17 protein-coding genes are annotated in these 19565 nt (G+C 68.3%); 9 read left to right on the top strand and 8 right to left on the bottom strand.

The genetic code is table 11. From position 1 onward, the window contains the following. Positions 1-124: 124 nt before the first annotated feature. Positions 125-730 (bottom strand): class I SAM-dependent methyltransferase, encoded by a 606-nt coding sequence (locus tag MJO58_RS05640; RefSeq protein WP_090600620.1) that lies wholly within the window; start codon positions 728-730, stop codon positions 125-127. A gap of 31 nt (positions 731-761) precedes the next feature. Here MJO58_RS05640 and MJO58_RS05635 point away from each other — a divergent pair, with 31 nt between their 5' ends. After that, positions 762-1226, top strand: coding sequence for a tRNA (cytidine(34)-2'-O)-methyltransferase (locus MJO58_RS05635; RefSeq protein ID WP_090608510.1), 465 nt, complete (start codon positions 762-764; stop codon positions 1224-1226). A 36-nt stretch (positions 1227-1262) separates the two neighbouring features. Then, positions 1263-1589 carry a YciI family protein gene (locus MJO58_RS05630; RefSeq protein ID WP_239722242.1) on the top strand — a complete coding sequence of 109 codons (327 nt, stop codon included), beginning with the start codon at positions 1263-1265 and terminating at the stop codon, positions 1587-1589. Here MJO58_RS05630 and MJO58_RS05625 read toward each other — a convergent pair whose 3' ends face one another. The 3 genes from MJO58_RS05625 to MJO58_RS05615 all read right to left on the bottom strand — a co-directional run bounded on the left by MJO58_RS05625 (position 1590) and on the right by MJO58_RS05615 (position 6184). Further along, positions 1590-2234 carry a nitroreductase family protein gene (locus tag MJO58_RS05625; RefSeq protein WP_239722241.1) on the bottom strand — a complete coding sequence of 215 codons (645 nt, stop codon included), beginning with the start codon at positions 2232-2234 and terminating at the stop codon, positions 1590-1592. Between the two features lie 102 nt (positions 2235-2336). Then, the gene (locus MJO58_RS05620; RefSeq protein WP_239722240.1) at positions 2337-2681 is read right to left on the bottom strand and encodes a hypothetical protein; all 345 of its coding nucleotides are present in this window, start codon (positions 2679-2681) and stop codon (positions 2337-2339) included. A gap of 167 nt (positions 2682-2848) precedes the next feature. Further along, the gene (locus MJO58_RS05615) at positions 2849-6184 is read right to left on the bottom strand and encodes an error-prone DNA polymerase (protein WP_239722239.1); all 3336 of its coding nucleotides are present in this window, start codon (positions 6182-6184) and stop codon (positions 2849-2851) included. Between the two features lie 163 nt (positions 6185-6347). Between MJO58_RS05615 and MJO58_RS05610 the strand changes: the two genes are divergently transcribed. Together MJO58_RS05610 and otsB are read left to right on the top strand one after the other, a co-directional pair. Continuing rightward, positions 6348-7691 (top strand): wax ester/triacylglycerol synthase domain-containing protein, encoded by a 1344-nt coding sequence (locus MJO58_RS05610; RefSeq protein ID WP_239722238.1) that lies wholly within the window; start codon positions 6348-6350, stop codon positions 7689-7691. A 41-nt stretch (positions 7692-7732) separates the two neighbouring features. Beyond that, complete coding sequence (gene otsB, locus MJO58_RS05605; protein ID WP_239722237.1) at positions 7733-8824, top strand: trehalose-phosphatase; 1092 nt, start codon at positions 7733-7735, stop codon at positions 8822-8824. On the opposite strand, the gene MJO58_RS05600 is transcribed toward otsB, so the two are convergent. Continuing rightward, positions 8821-9696: a MaoC family dehydratase gene (locus MJO58_RS05600; RefSeq protein WP_239722236.1), complete on the bottom strand. Its 876-nt coding sequence runs from the start codon at positions 9694-9696 to the stop codon at positions 8821-8823. The two genes, otsB and MJO58_RS05600, sit on opposite strands and share 4 nt — an antisense overlap. A 94-nt stretch (positions 9697-9790) precedes the next feature. Between MJO58_RS05600 and MJO58_RS05595 the strand changes: the two genes are divergently transcribed. The 4 genes from MJO58_RS05595 to kasB all read left to right on the top strand — a co-directional run bounded on the left by MJO58_RS05595 (position 9791) and on the right by kasB (position 14966). After that, positions 9791-10504 (top strand): histidine phosphatase family protein, encoded by a 714-nt coding sequence (locus MJO58_RS05595; RefSeq protein ID WP_239722235.1) that lies wholly within the window; start codon positions 9791-9793, stop codon positions 10502-10504. 19 nt (positions 10505-10523) lie between these two features. Beyond that, positions 10524-12533, top strand: coding sequence for an SDR family oxidoreductase (locus MJO58_RS05590; RefSeq protein ID WP_239722234.1), 2010 nt, complete (start codon positions 10524-10526; stop codon positions 12531-12533). Positions 12534-12587: 54 nt separating this feature from the next. Further along, complete coding sequence (locus tag MJO58_RS05585; RefSeq protein WP_239722233.1) at positions 12588-13607, top strand: nucleoside hydrolase; 1020 nt, start codon at positions 12588-12590, stop codon at positions 13605-13607. 105 nt (positions 13608-13712) lie between these two features. Then, on the top strand, positions 13713-14966 hold the full coding sequence (gene kasB, locus MJO58_RS05580) for a 3-oxoacyl-ACP synthase KasB (protein ID WP_090600609.1): 1254 nt from the start codon (positions 13713-13715) through the stop codon (positions 14964-14966). Between the two features lie 6 nt (positions 14967-14972). Here the strand turns inward: kasB and MJO58_RS05575 are convergent, their stop codons facing one another. Together MJO58_RS05575 and imuA' are read right to left on the bottom strand one after the other, a co-directional pair. After that, positions 14973-16556, bottom strand: coding sequence for a DNA polymerase Y family protein (locus MJO58_RS05575; RefSeq protein WP_239722232.1), 1584 nt, complete (start codon positions 16554-16556; stop codon positions 14973-14975). 6 nt (positions 16557-16562) lie between these two features. Further along, positions 16563-17249 (bottom strand): DnaE2-dependent mutagenesis accessory factor ImuA', encoded by a 687-nt coding sequence (gene imuA' / locus MJO58_RS05570; protein ID WP_239722231.1) that lies wholly within the window; start codon positions 17247-17249, stop codon positions 16563-16565. 105 nt (positions 17250-17354) lie between these two features. On the opposite strand from imuA', the gene MJO58_RS05565 reads away from it, so the two are divergent. Further along, entirely contained in the window at positions 17355-17960 is a 606-nt protein-coding gene (locus MJO58_RS05565; RefSeq protein ID WP_239722230.1) for a hypothetical protein, read from the top strand. Here MJO58_RS05565 and guaA read toward each other — a convergent pair whose 3' ends face one another. Then, on the bottom strand, positions 17961-19565 hold the full coding sequence (gene guaA, locus MJO58_RS05560) for a glutamine-hydrolyzing GMP synthase (protein ID WP_090600605.1): 1605 nt from the start codon (positions 19563-19565) through the stop codon (positions 17961-17963).

The raw sequence follows: 19565 nt of genomic DNA, 5'->3' as shown, positions 1-19565 counted from the left end.
AATTCGACGAGTATGACAGCCCGCGGCCCGGCTCACCACAATCGTTACTGAGTAGACAGCCACCCCCAAGGTGCGCAGGCACACCGGCACGCAGGCCTGGCAAACAGGCCGCGGCGCGAAATCCCTACGCGGGCCGAAGGATCGCGACGAGGAAGTCGGAGTCGTCGGTGAACGGTCGCAGATCCCAGGTGGACAGCAGCACATCGGGAGCGAATCCCGCGGCCGTCGCGTGCTGAAGAAAATCGGTGAACTCATAGTCGCGCCCGGCGCCGAATCCGATCGCCGCTCGACCATCGTCGGCGACATGGGCGCGTAGCCGGTTGAGCACCTGCCCGCGGGTACTGGGCGCGAGGAACGTCATCACGTTGCCGGCGGACACGATCACGTCGAACCGTTCGGCGATGCCGCGCGCGGGCAAGTCCAGCTCGGCGAGATCGCCGACCAGCCACTGCGGGCCCGGGTAGTCCTGCTCGGCCGCGGCGATCAGCGCCGGGTCGACGTCCACTCCGACCACCTGGTGACCGACCGTGGCCAGATACCCGCCCACCCGTCCGGCGCCGCAACCGGCGTCGAGGATGTGGGCGCCGCGCGGAGCCATGGCGTCGATCATGCGCGCCTCGCCGACCAGATCCTTGCCGTCGCGGGCCATGGCACGGAAGCGCTCGATGTACCAGTCCGAGTGTCCTGGATCGGCAACTACCTTGCGCATCCAGATGCTCTGCTCGACCATGCCGCAATTATCGCCGTGTGAAGATGGCGGTGTGTTCCGGCTGCTGTTCTACTCGCCGCGGATCGCGCCTAACACGGGCAACGCCATCCGGACGGCCGCGGCCACCGGCGCCGAATTGCATCTGGTTGAGCCGATGGGCTTCGACCTGTCCGAATCCAAGGTGCGCCGCGCCGGATTGGACTACCACGACCTGGCCTCGGTCACCGTGCACGCAACGCTGCAGGCCGCGTGGCAGGCGCTGATGCCGGCGCGGGTGTTCGCGTTCACCGCGCATGCGCCGACATCGTTCACCGACGTCGCGTATCAGCCCGGCGACGTGCTGATGTTCGGTCCGGAGCCCGACGGGCTGGATGCGCAAACCCTCGCCGACAGCCACGTCACCGGCCAGGTACGCATCCCGATGCTGGCCGGCCGCCGGTCGCTGAACCTGTCCAACGCCGCGGCGATCGCGATCTACGAGGCCTGGCGCCAGCACGGCTATCCCGGCGCGGTGTAGCGATGAGTCCGGTGCCGGCCGCGAGTCAGCCTTGATATGCCTACCTTCATCACGATCGGATACGGCGACGCGGCCGGATACCGCCAATTGAGCGGCGAGCGTCGACGGACCGCGCACGCCCGCGATGACGAGATCAGTGCGTCCGGCGCGCTGGTCGGCCGCGCCGGCGACCCCGTCCAGGTACGCAATCACGACGGCGCCGGCGTGCGGGTCGAGCCGGGCGCGTTCCTGCGATCGGCATTGCCGGTCGCGGGGTTCGCGGTGATCGAGGCGGACGATCTCGACGCGGCGATCGAGCGGGTGAGCCAGACCCCGTGCGCGATGGCGTACGGGGTCGTCGAAGTCTGGCCGCTACAGCCCTGACTACCAGGTGTTCCAGTGCGTCAGGGTCTCGGCCGGCAGCCGTTTGGCCGGACGGAAGTCGGTGCCTTTGGTGTAGGCGATCGGGAACAGCCCACCCTGGCTGAATTTCTCGTAGGGAATGCCGAGCACCTCGGCGGCCCTGCGCTCGCCGTCGCCCAGCAGGTGCAGCGTCGTCCAGCAGGAGCCCAGCCCGCGGGAGCGCAACGCCAGGCAGAAGCTCCAGACCGCCGGGAACAGCGACGCCCAGAACGAGACGCCGCCCAGTGGCGACTTGTCTTCGCGGCCCGCGATGCACGGGATCATCAGCACCGGCGCCTCGTGCATGTGCTCGGCGAGATACATCGCCGAATCCACGACCTTGCCCATCCGTTCCCCGCGGGTATCGCCCTCGCCGTAGTCGGGCTTCGGCGCGCTGAGGTAGGGCTGGGCGTTCGACAGGTAGATGTCGCCGATCGCCTTCTTCTTCTCGGCGTCCTCCACGAACATCCACTGCCAGCCCTGCGCGTTGGAACCCGTGGGCGCCTGCAACGCCAGCTCGAGGCATTCCATCAGGACCTCGCGAGACACCGGCTTGTCGAAGTCGAGGCGTTTGCGAACCGAGCGGGTGGTGGTGAGAAGTTCGTCGACGGACAGGTTGAGGGTCATGCACCCGACTCTAGGTCGGTCGACGTCGAGACCGTCCGCCGCGCATCGATATCGGCCTGCAGGTCGTCGATCTTGGCTACACGTTCCCCGCTTTCGCGAGCGTCAGGTAGGGGGCGGGGCGGGCTGGTCGGGTGGAATCGCCCCGCCGCAGCCACCGGGCGGCGGCGGGCCGGGGAGAGGTTCGTCGCCGCCGACGCAGTCGTAGTAGAACTGAGGGCCGACCATCCAGGTTTTCATCCACTGGTGCCAAAACGACCCGTCGGGGTATTTCTCTCCGTCGCACACCGCCAAATTGCCGTAGCCCCACCGACCACCCGGGCAGTAGCCCTTCGTCATGTCCGGCTGGTGCGGGTCGGGTGGATCAGCGCTGGCAATGGCGGGAGAAAGAACAACCGCCACAGCACAACTCAGTATCGCTGTGCCATGGCGAGCGTGCGTGAATTTCATTCCGAACTCCCTTAAGACATTTGGGGTTCGAGTAGTTTACGACGCTGCGGGCAGCGACCATATCGAATTGTTCGACGCGGCACGAGGCGCGAGCGTGCTCTCACGGCGAAGAATCGGCGGAACTCTCGCCGTGAGAACACGTTCGGCGATGAAAGTGGTGCGAGGAATCAGCGGAAGTCGCGAGACTTGGATCCGACGGCCAGGGTGATGCGGCCCAGCCGCTCGGCCACGACGGTGACTGCGCCGCTGGCGTTTTGGATCTGACCGCGGACCAGCAGCGCCGGTGCCGTGTTCGCGAGCTTGCGGTGTCGCGCCCACACCCCGGGTGTGCAGAGCACGTTGACCATCCCGGTCTCGTCCTCGAGGTTGATGAACGTCACCCCCTGCGCCGTGGCGGGTCGCTGCCGATGGGTCACCGCGCCGGCGATCAGCACGCGGTCGCCGTCGGGCACGTCGAGCAGCTCCTCGGCGGGCACCACCCCCATCGCGTTCAGGTCGGCCCGCAGGAACTGGGTCGGGTAGCTGTCCGGGGAGATGCCGGTGGCCCACACGTCGGCGGCGGCCAGTTCCAGCTCGCTCATTCCGGGCAGCGCCGGGATGTGTGACCCATCAGCACCGTGGGCACCCACCCCGGGCAGCCGGTCCGGCCGTTGGGTGGCCGCGGCCCCGGCCGCCCACAGCGCCTCCCGCCGCGACATCTCGAAGCAGCCCAGCGCCCCGGCCGTCGCCAGCGCCTCGGTCTGCGGCACGGAGAGCTGCACCCGGGTGGTCAGGTCCAGCAGGGAAGCGAAGGCGCCGTTGGCTTTTCGCTCTTCGACCAGCTGCTCGGCGAGGTCGTCGCCGATATGGCGGACCGCACCCAGCCCCAGGCGGACTTCGGTGCCGGCGTTCTCGAGGGTGGCGTGCGCCAGGCTGGCGTTGACGTCGGGCCCGTGCACCAGCACGCCGTGCCGGCGCGCATCGGCCACCAGCGACTGCGGTGAATAGAACCCCATCGGCTGGGCGCGCAGCAGTGCGGCGCAGAACGCGGCCGGGTGGTGCAGCTTGAACCACGACGAGTAGAACACCAGCGACGCGAAGGACAGCGCATGACTTTCCGGAAAGCCGAAATTGGCGAACGCTTCCAGCTTTTCGTAGGTCCGGTCGATCACCTCGTCGGTGGCGCCATGCAGTTCGCGCATGCCCTCGTAGAACCTGCCCCGCAGCCGTTGCATCCGCTCGGTCGAACGCTTGGACCCCATGGCGCGGCGCAACTGATCGGCCTCGGCGGCCGAGAAGCCGGCGCAGTCGACCGCGAGCTGCATCAGCTGCTCCTGGAAAAGCGGCACTCCCAGCGTCTTTCGCAATGCCGGTTCCATGGACGGGTGGTCGTAGACGACCGGGTCGATGCCGTTGCGCCGCCGGATGTAGGGGTGCACCGACCCGCCCTGGATGGGTCCGGGCCGGATCAGCGCGACCTCCACCACCAGGTCGTAGAACACCCGGGGCTTGAGCCTGGGCAGGGTGGCCATCTGCGCGCGCGACTCCACCTGGAACACCCCGACGGAATCGGCACGCTGCAGCATCTCGTACACCGCGGGCTCGGAGAGATCGAGGCGGGCCAGGTCGACCTCGACGCCTTTGTGTTCGGCCACAAGGTCTTTCGCATAGTGCAGCGCCGAGAGCATGCCGAGCCCGAGTAGGTCGAACTTCACCAAACCGATGGCCGCACAGTCGTCCTTGTCCCATTGCAGGACGCTGCGATTCTCCATCCGCGCCCACTCCACCGGACACACGTCCGCGATCGGGCGGTCGCAGATCACCATACCGCCGGAGTGAATTCCCATGTGCCGCGGCAGATTCCGGATCTGGTTGGCCAGTTCGAGCACCTGTGGCGGGATGCCATCGACGTCCGCGGCGTCGGCCAGCCCGTTCCAGTGGCTGATCTGCTTGCTCCACGCATCCTGCTGGCCTTGCGAATAACCCAGGGCACGGGCCATGTCGCGCACCGCGATCTTGCTCCGGTAGGTGATGACGTTGGCGACCTGGGCGGCGTAGTCGCGGCCGTATTTGTCGTAGACGTATTGGATGACCTTCTCGCGCTGATCCGACTCGATATCCATGTCGATGTCGGGTGGCCCGTCGCGGGCCGGCGACAGGAAGCGCTCGAACAACAACTCGTTGGCCACCGGATCGACCGCGGTGACCCCCAGGGCGTAACAGACCGCGGAGTTTGCCGCCGACCCCCTGCCCTGGCACAGGATGTTGTTGCACCGGCAGAATCGGGCGATGTCGTGCACCACCAGGAAGTAACCCGGAAACCGAAGCTGGGCAATGACTTTCAGCTCGTGTTCGATCTGCGCATACGCCCGCGGCGCGCCCTCGGGGAGCCCGTACCGGTCACGCGCGCCCGCCATCACCAACTGCCGCAACCAGCTGTCCTCGGTGTGCCCGTCGGGCACGTCGAACGGCGGCAGCTGCGGCGCGATCAATGCCAGTCCGAACGCGCACTGCTCGCCGAGTTCGGCCGCGGCGCTCACCGCCTCGGGCCACTGCGCGAACAGCCGGGCCATCTCCTCGCCGGACCGTAGGTGTGAGCCGCCCAGCGGGGCCAGCCATCCGGCGGCCGACTCCAGCGACTGCCGGGCCCGGATCGCGCCCATCGCCATGGCCAGCCGCCGGCGCGACGGATGGGCGAAATGTGCTCCGGTGGTGGCGACGACGCCGACGCCGACCCGCTGCGCCAGGGCCGCCAGGGTCGCGTTGCGCTCGTCGTCGAGCGGCTGACCATGATGGGTCAACTCGACGCTGACCCGCTGCGCGCCGAACCGGTCCACCAGACCGGCCAGCGCCTCCGCAGCGGCGTCCGGCCCGCCATCGGAAAGCGCTTGGCGGACATGGCCTTTACGGCATCCCGTCAGGATGTGCCAATGCCCGCCCGCGGCTTCGGTCAGCGTGTCGATGTCGAAGCACAGCTTGCCCTTCTCGCCACCGGCCAGATGCGCCGCGGCCAGCTGCCGCGACAGCCGCCGGTAACCCTCCGGGCCGCGGGCCAACACCAGCAGATGCGGGCCGGGCGGATCCGGATTCTCGGTACGGGCCTGCGAAACCGAAGAGGCTACCGACGAAGCGCCCAGCGACAGCTCGGCGCCGAACACGGTGCGCACGTCGAGTTCGGCGGCGGCTTCGGCGAACCGCACCGCCCCGTACAGACCGTTGTGGTCGGTCAGCGCCAGCGCCCGCAGACCCAGCCGGGCGGCCTCCTCGACCAACTCCTCGGGCGTGCTGGCGCCGTCCAGAAAGCTGTACGCCGAATGCGCGTGCAGCTCGGCATACGAAACGGAATGAGCGACCGCCGAGCGGGCCGTCCGGCCACCGTCCGGTGGTCGATAGGCCGGGCGCTTGTGCGAGAAGGGAGCCTCTTGCGCCGGGCCGGATGGGGTGGGCGCGCCGGCATGGCGCGGCTTGCCGTCGAGCAGCCGCTCCAGTTCCGCCCAACTCCGCGGCTCATTGCTGAAGCCCACACCCCACAGTCTATCGAACGCATGTTCGATTTGGTGCGGGGTTGTTAAAGCGGTTGTTAAACGGGTCTTCAACTTCTAAACACAGTCTTAACGGACTGGGACCTACCGCGACGGGGGCGCGGCGACAGATACTGGTACGGGGCAACTAGGGCGGGAACTGAACATGGTACAGCTGACCACGGCATTGGATTCGGGCTTTCGCACCGCGACGGACCCCGACCGGCAGGCAAGTATGGCGACGGGCGCGGTCGCCATTGTCGAGGGCGCGGTGCCGAACCTGGAACGCCTCAAAGCGCTTCTGGCAGAACGCATTCAGTCGATCCCCCGATGCACCCAGGTATTGCGGACGCATCCGTTCAGCGGTGCCCAGCACTGGACCGACGATCCGGGTTTCGACCTCGCCCATCACCTGCGCCGTGTCGCGGTTCCCCGCCCCGGCGATGAAGCCGACCTGTCTCGAGCGATCGCGCACGCCCTGGAACGCCCCCTCGAATTGGACCGCCCGCTGTGGGAGTGCTGGGTCATCGAGGGGCTGCGCGGCAAGTGGGCGATCCTGATGAAGGTCCACCACTACCTCGCCGACGCCACGCCCGCGGCCCACCTTCTCACCAGGCTCTGCGACGACGCCGACAGCGAGATGTTCGCCAATCACGTTGCACCCGAGGCTGATTCGGCGCCAGCCCGGAAGCAGGGCTGGGCCGAGACACTCTGGCGAGCCTCGGCCGCCGCGACCACCGTCACCACCACGCTGGCCGAGGCGGTCTGGTCGGCGGCCCACGCGTCGTCGACCGCCCCGGCGGTCACCATGCGGCGCTACAGCACGGTGCGCGTCCCCCTGGCCGCCGTCGACGCGGTCTGCGGCAAGTTCCGGGTGACCACCAACGACGTCGCGCTCGCCGCGATCACCGAGGGCTTCCGGGCCGTGCTGCTGCACCGCGGCGAACAGCCGCGCGCGGGTTCGTTGTGCACCCCGGAGAAGAGGTATCTGCCTGTCGAGCACGACGATCCGGTGCAGCGGCTGCGAATTGTGCACAGCAGCTTGAACCAGCCCACGCCGGTTCGGCAACACAACAGCATCGTGGACCTGGCAGCAAGCTCCATGCCATTCACGCTGTGCGCCAAAGCAGTTCGATTGGTCATGAGCCGGCTCCCACAACCCGGCATCGTGACGCTGGCCACCAACGCGCCGGGGCCGCGGCACCGGCTGGGGCTGATGGGCGCAACCGTGGAACGCCTGCTGCCGATCCCGCCGACGGCTTTGCGGCTATCCAGCGGAGTCGCGGTGCTGAGCTACGGCGACGAGCTGATCTTCGGGATCACCGCCGATTACGACGCCGCCCCCGAACTCCAGCAGCTCGCCAGCGGCATCGAACGGGAGATGGCGCGTCTGACGGCGCTCAGCCAAGACTCCGTCCTGCTGTTCACCAAGGATCGCCGCAAGCGCCGGGCCCGCGCGCTGCGGGGCAAAGTGTCCCCGAGCCACCCGACCGCGCGAGCGCGCCACTGACCCCACCCGGGCGGCGTTGATCACCGTGAGAGGGTTGGTCAGTGCCAGTATCGGAGCCAGTATCGGAGCCATCGGTCATCATCGACCCACGTCGCCACGACGCGGTGCTGTTTGATCCCGCCCTGGACCCGCCGTCGGCGTTGACAGCGCAACTTGAGCAGGCCGGTGTGCGCACCGGGACCTTCGGCTCGGCCGACGATCTCGGCGGGTTTCGAGCGGGTCGCTGCGTCGTCGTCGCGGCCAACGCGCAGGTGGCCGCGGCCGCGCGCGACGCCGGGTTCGCCTTGGTGATCGAGGACCAAAGCCTCGGGGACGTCACGGTCCGCACCGGGGACCTGCGAATGTCGCAGCTGCCCGACGCGTCGCAGCTCCTCGGCGAGGACCTGCCCGCCCGACGGCCGGCGGTGTTCTTCGACTTCGACGGCACGCTCTCGGACATCGTCAACGACCCGGACTCGGCCCAGCTGGTCGCCGGTGCGGCCGACGCGCTACAGCAGTTGGCCACGCGCTGCCCGGTCGCGATCCTGTCCGGCCGCGACCTCGCCGACGTCACGGCACGCGTCGGCCTGCCCGGTCTCTGGTACGCCGGCAGCCACGGATTCGAACTGACCGCGCCCGACGGCACGCATCACCAAAACGACGCCGCGGCCGCGGCCATACCGGTGTTGGAGTCCGCGGCCGCCCAGCTCCGTGAGCGCCTCGGTTCGATTCCGGGGGTCAGGGTGGAGCACAAGCGGTTTGGCGTTGCCGTGCACTATCGCAACGCGGCGCGAGACCGCGTCGGCGAGGTGACGGCAGCAGTACGCGCCGCCGGTCAGCGCGATGCGCTTCGGGTGACCACCGGCCGCGAAGTCATCGAGCTACGCCCGGATATCGACTGGGACAAGGGGAAGACGCTGCACTGGGTGCTCGGGCACTTGGACGGATCGGCAGCCGTGACACCGATCTTCCTCGGCGACGACATCACCGACGAGGACGCGTTCGATGCGGTGCGCCCGGACGGAATCCCGATCCTGGTGCGGCACAACGACGACGGCGACCGGGCCACCGCCGCGCTGTTCGCGCTGGACAGCCCCGCCGCCGCCGCCGAATTCGTCGACCGCCTGGCGCGGCAGTTGGCCGGCCCCCGCTAGCTCTGCGCGTATTCGACCGCGCCGTCGTCGAGCACGACTCGCCCCGCCTCGGCGCCCTCGGCACCAGAAGCTGTGGTGCGAAAGACCGCCTTGCCCGGCTCGGTGCGCCAGATCAGCGTGGTCAACGTCTCGCCGGGAAACACCGGGGAGCTGAAACGTGAGTCGATCGAGGTGATGTTCGCGGCCTGCCCACCGCCGAGCTCGGCGACCAGCGCGCGGCCCGCCACCCCATAGCTGCACAGCCCGTGCAGGATCGGCTTCGGGAACCCGGCCAACTCCCGGGCGAACCACGGGTCGCTGTGCAGCGGGTTGCGGTCGCCGGAGAGCCGGTAGATCAGCGCCTGGTCCTCGCGGGTGGGCAGGGCGACCTTGATGTCGGGCTCGCGATCCGGGAATTCCGGGGCGATGGGACGCTGACCCGGTTGTCCACCGAAACCGCCCGCGCCACGGACCACAAAGGTGGTCGACGTTTCGGCGATCAGCTGCTGAGAATCCGGGTCGGTGCCGCGGCCGCGCAGCATCACGACGGCGTTCTTGCCCTCGCCCTTGTCCTGAATGTCGGTGACCTCGGTGACCACCGACAGCTTGCCCGCCGCGGGCAGCGGCGCGTGCAGCCGGATCCCTTGCGAGCCGTGTAACAGCATGGCCCAGTTGAAATCTCCGATCTTGCCCGCCGCCCCGAACGCCGGGCAGCAGATCACCGCGTAGGTGGGCAGCACCTGCTGAGTGATCCCGTGGCTGTTCTCGGTGGTGAACGACAGGTCGTCGAGCCCCGCGCCGACGCCGAGGGCGTAGAGCAGGGTGTCCCGGTCGGTCCAGTCGAACAACTTCGGCTCGGTCACCGCACCGACAGCACTCGGGTCAATCGCCATGCGAGTCTCCTCTCGACTACCAGATTCACGCTTTTGCGCACTCAACCATTGCAAACCCTTCCCCATGGGGCAGTCGGCAGGGCAGGCTATCGACATGGCCACGCGCAGCATCATCAAAAAGGCCTTCTGGAAAACGGGGGCCGTACTCGCCGCAACGCTCATCGTCGGTGCCTGTGGGGGGTCGACGCAGGCGCGCGCCATCACGTTGACGTTCATCCGAAACGCCCAGACCCAAGCCGACGCCGACGGCATCATCAACACCGATCCGCCCGGCCCCGGTCTCACCGCCGAGGGCAGGGGCCAGGCCCAACAGTTGGCCCACCAGAGCGGTCGCAACGACTTCGACGCCGTCTACGCCTCCGCGATGGCCGAGGCACAGCAGACCGCCGGGCCGCTGGCCGGTGAACTCGGTAAGCAGGTGGAGGTCCTGAGCGGGGTGCAGGCGCTCAACGCCGGCTGGTTCAACGGCAAACCTCAATCGATGGCGGCGACGACGTACATGTTGGCGCCGGCGGACTGGATCAACGGCGACATCCAGGACAGCATCCCGGGCTCGGTGAGCGGCAAGCAGTTCAACGAGGAGTTCACCGCCGCGGTGAACAAGGTCTACAACAGCGGGCACAACAAGCCGGTCGTGTTCTCCCAGGGCGCGGCGATCATGGCGTGGACGCTGATGAACGCCCGCAACGGCAAGAGCAGCCTGCTGAGCACCCATCCGCTGCCGAACATCGGCCGCGTGGTGGTCACCGGAAACCCGACGGACGGGTGGACGCTGGTCGAGTGGGACGGCATCCGCAGCTTCAGCTGATCCCCGCTACCATGACTGGATGCGGTATGTCGTTACCGGCGGTACCGGGTTTATTGGTCGCCGCGTCGTAGCTCGCCTGTTGGACACTCGGCCCGACGCCGAGGTGTGGGTTCTGGTCCGGCGCCAGTCGCTGGAACGCTTCGAACGCCTCGCTGCGCAGTGGGGTGAACGCACCAAACCGCTGGTCGGCGAACTACCGGAGCTCACGCTGACCGATGAGCAGTTGGCCGAACTAGGCCGGGTCGACCACCTGGTGCACTGCGCGGCGATCTACGACGTCACGGCCGGCGAAGCCGAACAGCGCGCCGCCAACGTCGAGGGCACCCGCGCCGTCATCGGGCTGGCGCGGCGGATCGATGCCACGTTCCACCACATATCGTCGATCGCCGTGGCGGGAGACTTCGCCGGCGAGTACACCGAGGACGACTTCGACGTCGGCCAGCAGCTGCCCACCCCGTACCACCAGACCAAGTTCGAAGCCGAACTGCTGGTCCGGTCCGAACCCGGGCTGCGCTACCGCATCTACCGGCCCGCCGTGGTGGTCGGCGACTCACACACCGGCGCTATGGACAAGATCGACGGCCCGTACTACTTCTTCGGCGTGCTGGCCAAACTGGCCATCTTGCCGTCGTTGACCCCGATCATGCTGCCCGACACCGGGCGCACCAACATCGTCCCAGTCGACTACGTCGTCGACGCACTCGTCGCGCTGATGCACGCCGACGGCTCAGCTTCCTGGGATGGGCGAACCTTCCACCTGACCTCGCCGAAAACCATTGGGCTGCGCGGTATTTACCGCGGTGTCGCCAAGGCCGCCGGATTGCCACCGCTGCGCGGCTCGCTGCCCCGCTCGGTGGCGGCACCGGTGCTGAAGGCCAGCGGGCGCGTCAAACGGTTGCGCAACATGGCGGCCACCCAACTCGGGATTCCCGCCGAAGTGCTGGACCTCGTCGACCTGATCCCCACTTTCGTCAGCGACACTACGCAAAATGCGTTGTGCGGCACCGGAATTGAGGTGCCCGAGTTCGCCAGTTACGCGCCCAAGCTGTGGCGGTACTGGGCCGAGCATCTCGATCCCGACCGCGCCCGCCGCGACGCCGCGGACGGCCCGCTGCAGGGCCGGCATGTGATCATCACCGGCGCATCCAGCGGCATCGGCCGGGCGTCGGCGATCGCGGTCGCCGAACGCGGCGCCACGGTGTTCGCGTTGGCCCGCAACGGCTCCGCGCTCGACGAGCTGGTCGCCGAGATCCGCGCGAACGGCGGTCAGGCCTACGCCTTCACCTGCGATGTCACCGATTCGGTGTCGGTGGAGCACACCATCAAGGACATCCTGGGCCGCTTCGGACACGTCGACTACCTGGTGAACAACGCGGGCCGATCGATACGCCGTTCGGTGGTCAACGCATACGACCGGATGCACGACTACGAGCGGGTGATGGCGGTCAACTACTTCGGCGCGGTCCGGATGGTGCTGGCGCTGTTACCGCATTGGCGGGAGCGCCGATTCGGTCACGTGGTCAACGTCTCCAGCGCGGGCGTGCTGGCCCGCAATCCGAAGTACAGCTCGTATCTGCCCACCAAGGCCGCGCTGGACGCGTTCTCCGACGTGGTCGCCTCGGAGACGTTGTCCGACCACATCACGTTCACCAATATCCATATGCCGCTGGTCAAGACGCCGATGATCGCGCCGTCGCAGCGACTCAACCCGGTGCCGCCGATCAGCCCCGAACGGGCCGCCGCGATGGTGGTGCGCGGACTCGTCGAGAAGCCGGCCCGCATCGACACTCCGCTGGGCACCCTGGCCGAGGCCGGCAATTATCTGTTGCCCAGGACCTCTCGGCGAATTCTGCACCAGGTCTATCTGGGCTACCCCGATTCCGCTGCCGCGCTCGGGGTTTCGCCGGTCGACAACGACGTAACGGCGGTACGCCGTCGGCCCAAGCGGCCGGTTCGTGCCGTGGGCCGCATCGGGGTCCCCCGACCGGTCCGAAAGGCGGTCCGCCTGGTGCCCGGGATTCATTGGTGAGAAGGTAGGCCGGCATGCACCGCCGGCCGCTGAAGCCTGGGTATCGTTGCCGCAGTGAACCCCGTTTTCGCCGATGTCGACACCGGCGTCGATGACGCACTGGCCCTGATTTACCTGCTGGCCAGCCCGGACTCCGATCTGGTCGGCATCGCCTCGACCGGGGGAAACGTTGGCGTACAACAGGTTTGCGCCAACAACTTGGGCCTTCTGCAGCTGTGCCAGGCCACCGATATCCCGGTGTCGAAGGGCGCCGACGAGACGCTGACCGGCCCGCTGCGAACCCCGTCGAAGGTTCACGGCCCGCGCGGCCTGGGATATGCCGACCTGCCGCCGGGCCTCGCTGCACTGACCGAGTACGACTCGGCGACCGCCTGGGTGCGCGCGGCGCGCGCGTTCCCCGGCGAGCTGATCGGCCTCGCGACCGGCCCGCTGACCAATCTGGCGCTGGCGCTGCGCGCCGAGCCGGCACTGCCAACCCTGTTGCGCCGGTTGGTCATCATGGGCGGCTCCTATGACCACTTCGGCAACACCACCGCCGTGGCGGAATGGAACATCAGCGTGGATCCCGAGGCGGCCGCCGAGGTGTTCGCAGCCTGGTCCGACGAAAGCCTTGGGTCGCAGCGACTCCCGATCCTGTGTGGGCTGGATCTCACCCGAAAAGTCGCGATCACTCCGCAGCTCCTGGCGAGGTTGGCGGCCGCCGCGGGGTCGACTTCCACCATCATGAGCGTGGACGACGAACGGGGCACCCGTTCGACGGCGTCCAACCCGGTGATCCGGCTGATCGAGGACGCGATGCGGTTCTACCTCGAGGGTTACCACGACAACGGACACGGATATCTGGCGCATCTGCACGACCCGTTGGCCGCGGCGGTAGCGCTGGACCCCGAACTCGTCGCGACCCGTCCGGGCCGGGTGGACGTCGAGCTCGCCGGCACCCTGACCCGCGGCATGACGGTGACCGACTGGCGCCGAGAACCTAACGCGCGCATCGGTGTTGACGTCGATCCGACGGCATTCTTCGAACGGTTTATCGAACGCGTGGGGCCCTTCGCGCGTCAGCTCACCTGGTAAGGGGGGCCTGGACCGCGGGCTTGCGTTGACAGATCCCGCCAGCAAACGATGGAATAGTTGGATATCTGCGCGGGGTTGCGTTAGTCAGCAGGGAGGACCTTCGCAATGACAGAGCTGGTTACGGGGAAAGCGTTACCAAATGTAGTGGTCACCGGTATTGCCATGACGACAGCACTGGCTACCGACGCCGAGAGCACCTGGAAGTTGTTGCTGGACAGCCAGAGCGGCATCCGGACCCTCGAAGACTCGTTTATCGAGCACTATGACCTGCCGGTACGCATCGGTGGGCACCTGCTGGAGGATTTCGACGACGGCTTGACGCGCGCCGAGCGGCACCGAATGGGTTGGCTGCCGAAGATGACCACCATATTGAGCCGTCGGGTGTGGGAGAACGCCGGCACACCCGAGGTCGACCCCAACCGATTGCTGGTATCCGTCGGCACCGGCCTGGGTTCGGCCGAGCAAATCGTCTTCAGCTACGACGACCTGCGCGCCCGCGGCGGCCAGGCCGTCTCACCGCTCGCGGTGGCGAAGTACATGCCCAACGCCCCTGCCGCGGCAATCGGGCTGGAACGACACGCCGGGGCCGGGGTGCTCACGCCCATTTCGGCCTGCGCATCCGGCTCGGAAGGCATCGCGCAGGCCTGGCGCAATATCGTCCTCGGTGAGGCCGATATTGCCATTTGCGGCGGTGTCGAGGTCAAGATCGAGGCGGTGGCGATCGCGGCGTTTGCGCAGATGCGCATCGTGTTGTCGACGAAGAACGACGACCCGCCCCGGGCGTGCCGCCCGTTCGACCGGGACCGAACCGGCATCGTGTTCGGCGAGGCCGGCGCGCTGATGGTCATCGAGACCGAGGAGCACGCCAAGGCACGGGGCGCCAACATCCTGGCCCGAATCATGGGCGCCAGCATCACCTCGGACGGGTTCCACATGGTGGCACCGGACCCGAACGGCGCGCGCGCCGGACATGCGATGAGCAGGGCGATTCAGCTGGCGGGGCTGACGCCCGACGACATCGACCACGTCAACGCGCACGCCACCGGCACCCTGGTCGGCGACCTGGCCGAATCCAAGGCCATCAACAACGCTCTGGGTGGCAACAAACCCGCCGTGTACGCGCCGAAAGCCGCACTGGGTCACTCGGTGGGGGCGGTCGGCGCGGTGGAGTCGATCCTGACCGTGCAGGCGCTGCGGGATCAGGTGATCCCGCCGACCCTGAACCTGGAAAACCTCGATCCGGAGATCGACCTGGACGTGGTTGCGGGCAAACCGCGGCCCGGCAATTACCAGTACGCGCTCAACAACTCGTTCGGATTCGGCGGCCACAACGTCGCCGTGGCTTTCGGCCGGTACTGACACCCCTTACTCGTAGCTTCCTTCGAGGTACCACCTCCTTTGCCGATAGCACAGCAACAGCGCGCGTTCGCTTTCCAGCAGCACCTGGGCGCGCGCGGTGCGGCCCGCCGAACCAGTGGAGTTCGGGTCCGGATCCCACCACCGCTCGTCGACCGGCCACGGGCCGGCCCACCAGCGCAGCGGGTCGTCCTGGCCGCGGGCGACCAGGCGCGCCGGGTCGGCGGAGAACATCCCCCGACTGGTCACCCGTATCGAATTTCCTTGGGCATCAAGCAATTCCACCGGATCGTCGAGTAATACCGTCGGCGACGGGTCCGGCAGCTGGCCAGGCCACGGCAACCCCGGGTCGGCATCCGGCACGGGCTCGTCACCCAGCGGCGTCAGCGTGATGCGTTCGGCCGGTCCGCGACCTCCGGACAGCACCGGCACCCGCACCGCTTCCGGCCCGAGCAGGCCCTGCACCCGCACCAGGGCGCGGCGGGCCCGCTGCCGGTCCTCTTCCCCGAGGCCGCCCCATAACGGCAGCTGCAGCGCCTCGGCGGACACCACCTCCACCGCCTGCAGCCGCAGCAATGTCACCGGCGCCGTCGGGCGAGGATTGCGGGCGGTCCGGCTGCTCAACCACCCGTCCAGTTGCCAGCGCACCCGATCGGCGGTGGCGTCCTCGGTCAACGGCTCGGCGCACCGCCATACCCGGTTCAGTTCTTCGCCGTTGGCGGTGACGGCGTGAATGGACAGCCGGGTGCATCCCACCCCGGCGGACACCAGCATCTGATGCAACGTGCCGGCCAGCGAGCGTCCGGCGAACGCCGCGGCGTCGACCCGGTCGATCGGCGGATCGCAGTCCAGCACGGCCTCGAGCTCGGCCGGTGGCTCCCGCCCGGACGGGCCCCGCTCGGGCTCCCCGCGGGCGAACCGGTGCGCGCTGCGCCCGTCGGCGCCGAACCGGGAAGCCACGTCGGTCGCCGACAGCGCGGCGAACTGGCCGATGGTACGAATCCCCAACCGCCACAACAGATCCGTGAGCTCCTCTCGCCCCGGACCGGACAGGCTCGGCTCGGTGGCCAGTTGCCGGATCGACAGCGTCGACAGGAACTTCGCGTCGCCGCCGGGCGGGACGACGCGACCCGCCCGGGCGGCGAAGACCGCGGTGGACAGCTGGTCGGCGATCCCGACCTGACACTCGGTCCCGGCCACTGAACTCACAGCGACCGCGTCGATCAGTCGTTCGGCGGCCTGCTGTTCGGACCCGAAATAGCGGGCCGCTCCGCGCACCGGCAACACCAGGAGGCCCGGCCGCAGCACCTCGGCGCGAGGCACCAGGTCGTCGACCGCCGCAATCACCCCCTCGAAAAAGCGGGCGTCGCGGTCGACGTCGGCGGCGACGACGTGCAGTTGCGGGCAACGGGCCGCGGCTTCGCGGCGTCGCAACCCTCGCCGCACTCCGGCCGCACGCGCGGCCGACGAGCAGGCGATCACCCGGTTGGCCAGCGTGACCGCGATCGGGGTCGTCATGGATTTGTCCGCCGCCGCTGCTGCCGCGACCGCCGGCCAGTCCATGCACCAAATGGCCAGCACCCGGGAAGACATTCGAACTCACCCGGTTCGCGTTCGTCGCCCGGTCACCCGTCTCCCCCCGCACACCCCGCTGACCTGCAGCCGCACTCCGCTGATGCGTCCGAATCCGCAGACCGGGGTGTCGCGGTGACCCGCCGTGATCTCGTAGCCGCTGACCCGGGCCTTCAGCCGGGTCGGCGCACCCTGCCAGTCGCCGTCGGTGACCAGCAGGGTGCAGCCCTTGAGGCGGGCGCGGGCCACCACCGCCCGCGCCCGGGTCAGCGGCACCCGGCGCCCGCCCAGTCCGAGCACCACCAGATCCATCCCGTCGATGAGCACCGCGGCCACTTCCACCGGATCGGTCCCGGGATCCGGTATCACCGCGAGCCGGCTCAGATCCGCCCCCATCTCGACCGCGGCCAGCAGCCCGATATCCGGCTGACCGACGATGGCCGCGTTTCCCCCGGCCGCCGTCACCGCGGCGACCATGCCCAGCAGCAGCGACCGCGCTCCCGACAGCACAGCCACCGACCCCCGGGGTAGCTGGGCGGGTAACGCCTCGGCCAGCCACTGCGGGACCGGAAGCCCGGACTCCGATTCGGGCAGCAGGCTATCGTGGCGGGCGGCGGCCCTCCCGGGCGATTTCCCGGACAACACCGCCATCTGCCGGCGTAGCGATTCGAGCTGTTCCGCACGATCCAGGTCGGAGGCGACAGCCGCCGTCATATAGCCTCCTACCAGCAGTTCCTCGAATATTTTCGAATGTATGTTCGATTGATTCGAGTAAACACCCACCCTCCGACAACCGTCAAGAAACGGGAGAGGCTGCTTATGCGGTCGGTGCTGTTGTGGCTTCTGGTGCTTATTTGTGGCGCCATCGTGGTGCCCGCGCCGGCTCGAAGCGAGGTCGGTAGCTGTCAACCGGCCGAGTTCTTCGCCGCCGACAACGGGGATCCCCTGTTCGAGGAGCAGGTCGACGTGACGATCGTCCTCAACGGCGTGACGGTCACCGGGTCAACGCCGCTCGACGGGGTGTACTGGTCCGCCGCGCAGCAGCGAATCACCCGGGAGCATGCGCATGAATTCCATCTGTGCGGCACCGAGCCCGCCTTGCATACCGCCGCCGAGGCAGTGCGCCGTCAGTTCAACCAGGAATCGGTGCTGTCCTTCGACTACCTGCCACAGACCGCACCGCAGGAGAACGCGATCATCGTCACCGTCCCGGATGTCGACATCGAGCGCCTCGCCACCGCGCTGGCCGCCGATCCTTCGGTCCGCGACCGGCTGCTCGGCGGATCCGTCACCGCGACCGACCACACCCTGATTCTGATCGCCGCCAACGACGACCGCGACCTCGCGCGCCGGCTTGTCAGTGCGGCCGGCGGCAGCTGGCAAGCCGCCGATATTGCTTACGGCAGAAGCGAATTCGCAGAGTAGCTATTCCCACTCGATGGTGCCGGGCGGCTTGCTGGTGATGTCGAGCACCACGCGGTTGACCTCCCGGACCTCGTTGGTGATCCGGGTCGAGATGCGTTCGAGCACCTCGTAGGGCACCCGGGTCCAGTCCGCGGTCATGGCGTCCTCGCTGGACACCGGCCGCAGCACGATCGGGTGCCCGTAGGTGCGGCCGTCCCCCTGCACGCCCACCGAGCGCACCTCGCCCAGCAACACCACCGGGCACTGCCAGATCAGATTGTCCAGGCCGGCGGCGGTCAGCTCCTCGCGGGCGATCGAGTCGGCACGCCGCAGCGTGTCGAGTCGCTGCGCGGTGACCTCACCGACGATCCGAATACCCAGCCCTGGGCCCGGAAAGGGCTGGCGCCCAACGATTTCCTCCGGCAGACCCAGTTCCCGTCCGACCGCGCGCACCTCGTCTTTGAACAACAACCGCAGCGGCTCGACGAGTTTGAACTTCAGGTCGTCGGGCAGACCGCCGACGTTGTGGTGGCTCTTGATGTTCGCGGTTCCGCTGCCGCCGCCGGATTCCACCACGTCCGGATACAGCGTGCCCTGCACCAGGAAGTCGACGCCGGAACCGTCCGCCCCCTCGTCTTGCACGATGTCTCGGACCGCGCCCTCGAAGGCCCGGATGAACTGACGGCCGATGATCTTGCGCTTGCCCTCGGGGTTGGTCACGCCCCCCAGCGCCTCGAGGAAGGTGTCGGCCGCGTCCACGGTGACCAGGTTGGCGCCGGTGGCGGCGACGAAATCACGCTGCACCTGAGCCCGCTCACCCGCGCGCAGTAATCCGTGATCGACGAAGACACAGGTCAGCCGGTCTCCGATGGCGCGCTGCACCAGCGCCGCGGCCACCGCGGAATCCACCCCGCCCGACAGCCCGCAGATCGCGTGGCCGTCGCCGATCTGAGTGCGGACCTGTTCGACGAGCGCATCGGCGATGTGGGCGGGAGTCCAGTCCGCATCCAATCCGGCGAAGTCGTGCAGAAATCGGCTGAGCACCCGCTGCCCGTGCGGGCTGTGCATCACCTCCGGGTGGTACTGCACGCCGGCCAGGCGTCGGGCCCGGTTCTCGAAGCCGGCGACCGCCGCGCCCGGGCTACTGGCCACCACGTCGAACCCCTCGGGCGCGGCCGTGACCGCGTCACCGTGGCTCATCCAGACCGGCTGAGTCGCTGGTAGCCCCGAATGTAATTCGCCACCAAGCACTTTCAGCTCGGTACGACCGTATTCACTGGTGCCGGTATGGGCGACGGTCCCGCCCAGCGCCTGCGCCATCGCCTGAAACCCGTAGCAGATGCCGAACACCGGCACGCCCAGGTCGAACACCGCGGAGTCCAGTTGCGGGGCGCCTTCGGCATACACACTGGCCGGCCCGCCGGAGAGCACCAGCGCCACCGGATCCTTGGCTTTGATCTCCTCGATCGAGGCGGTGTGCGGGATGACCTCGGAAAAGACCCGCGCTTCCCGGACGCGCCGGGCGATCAACTGCGCATATTGCGCGCCGAAGTCGACTACCAATACCGGTCGGGTCGCGGGTGCAACTTCACCAAGATCGGTGTCGAGGTCAGCAGGTTCAGCCAC

Origin of the sequence: Mycobacterium lentiflavum, assembly GCF_022374895.2 — a bacterium.
Taxonomy (GTDB): domain Bacteria; phylum Actinomycetota; class Actinomycetes; order Mycobacteriales; family Mycobacteriaceae; genus Mycobacterium; species Mycobacterium lentiflavum.
Note: the sequence above shows the minus strand (reverse complement) of the source record. Positions and strands in the feature narration are given on the sequence as shown.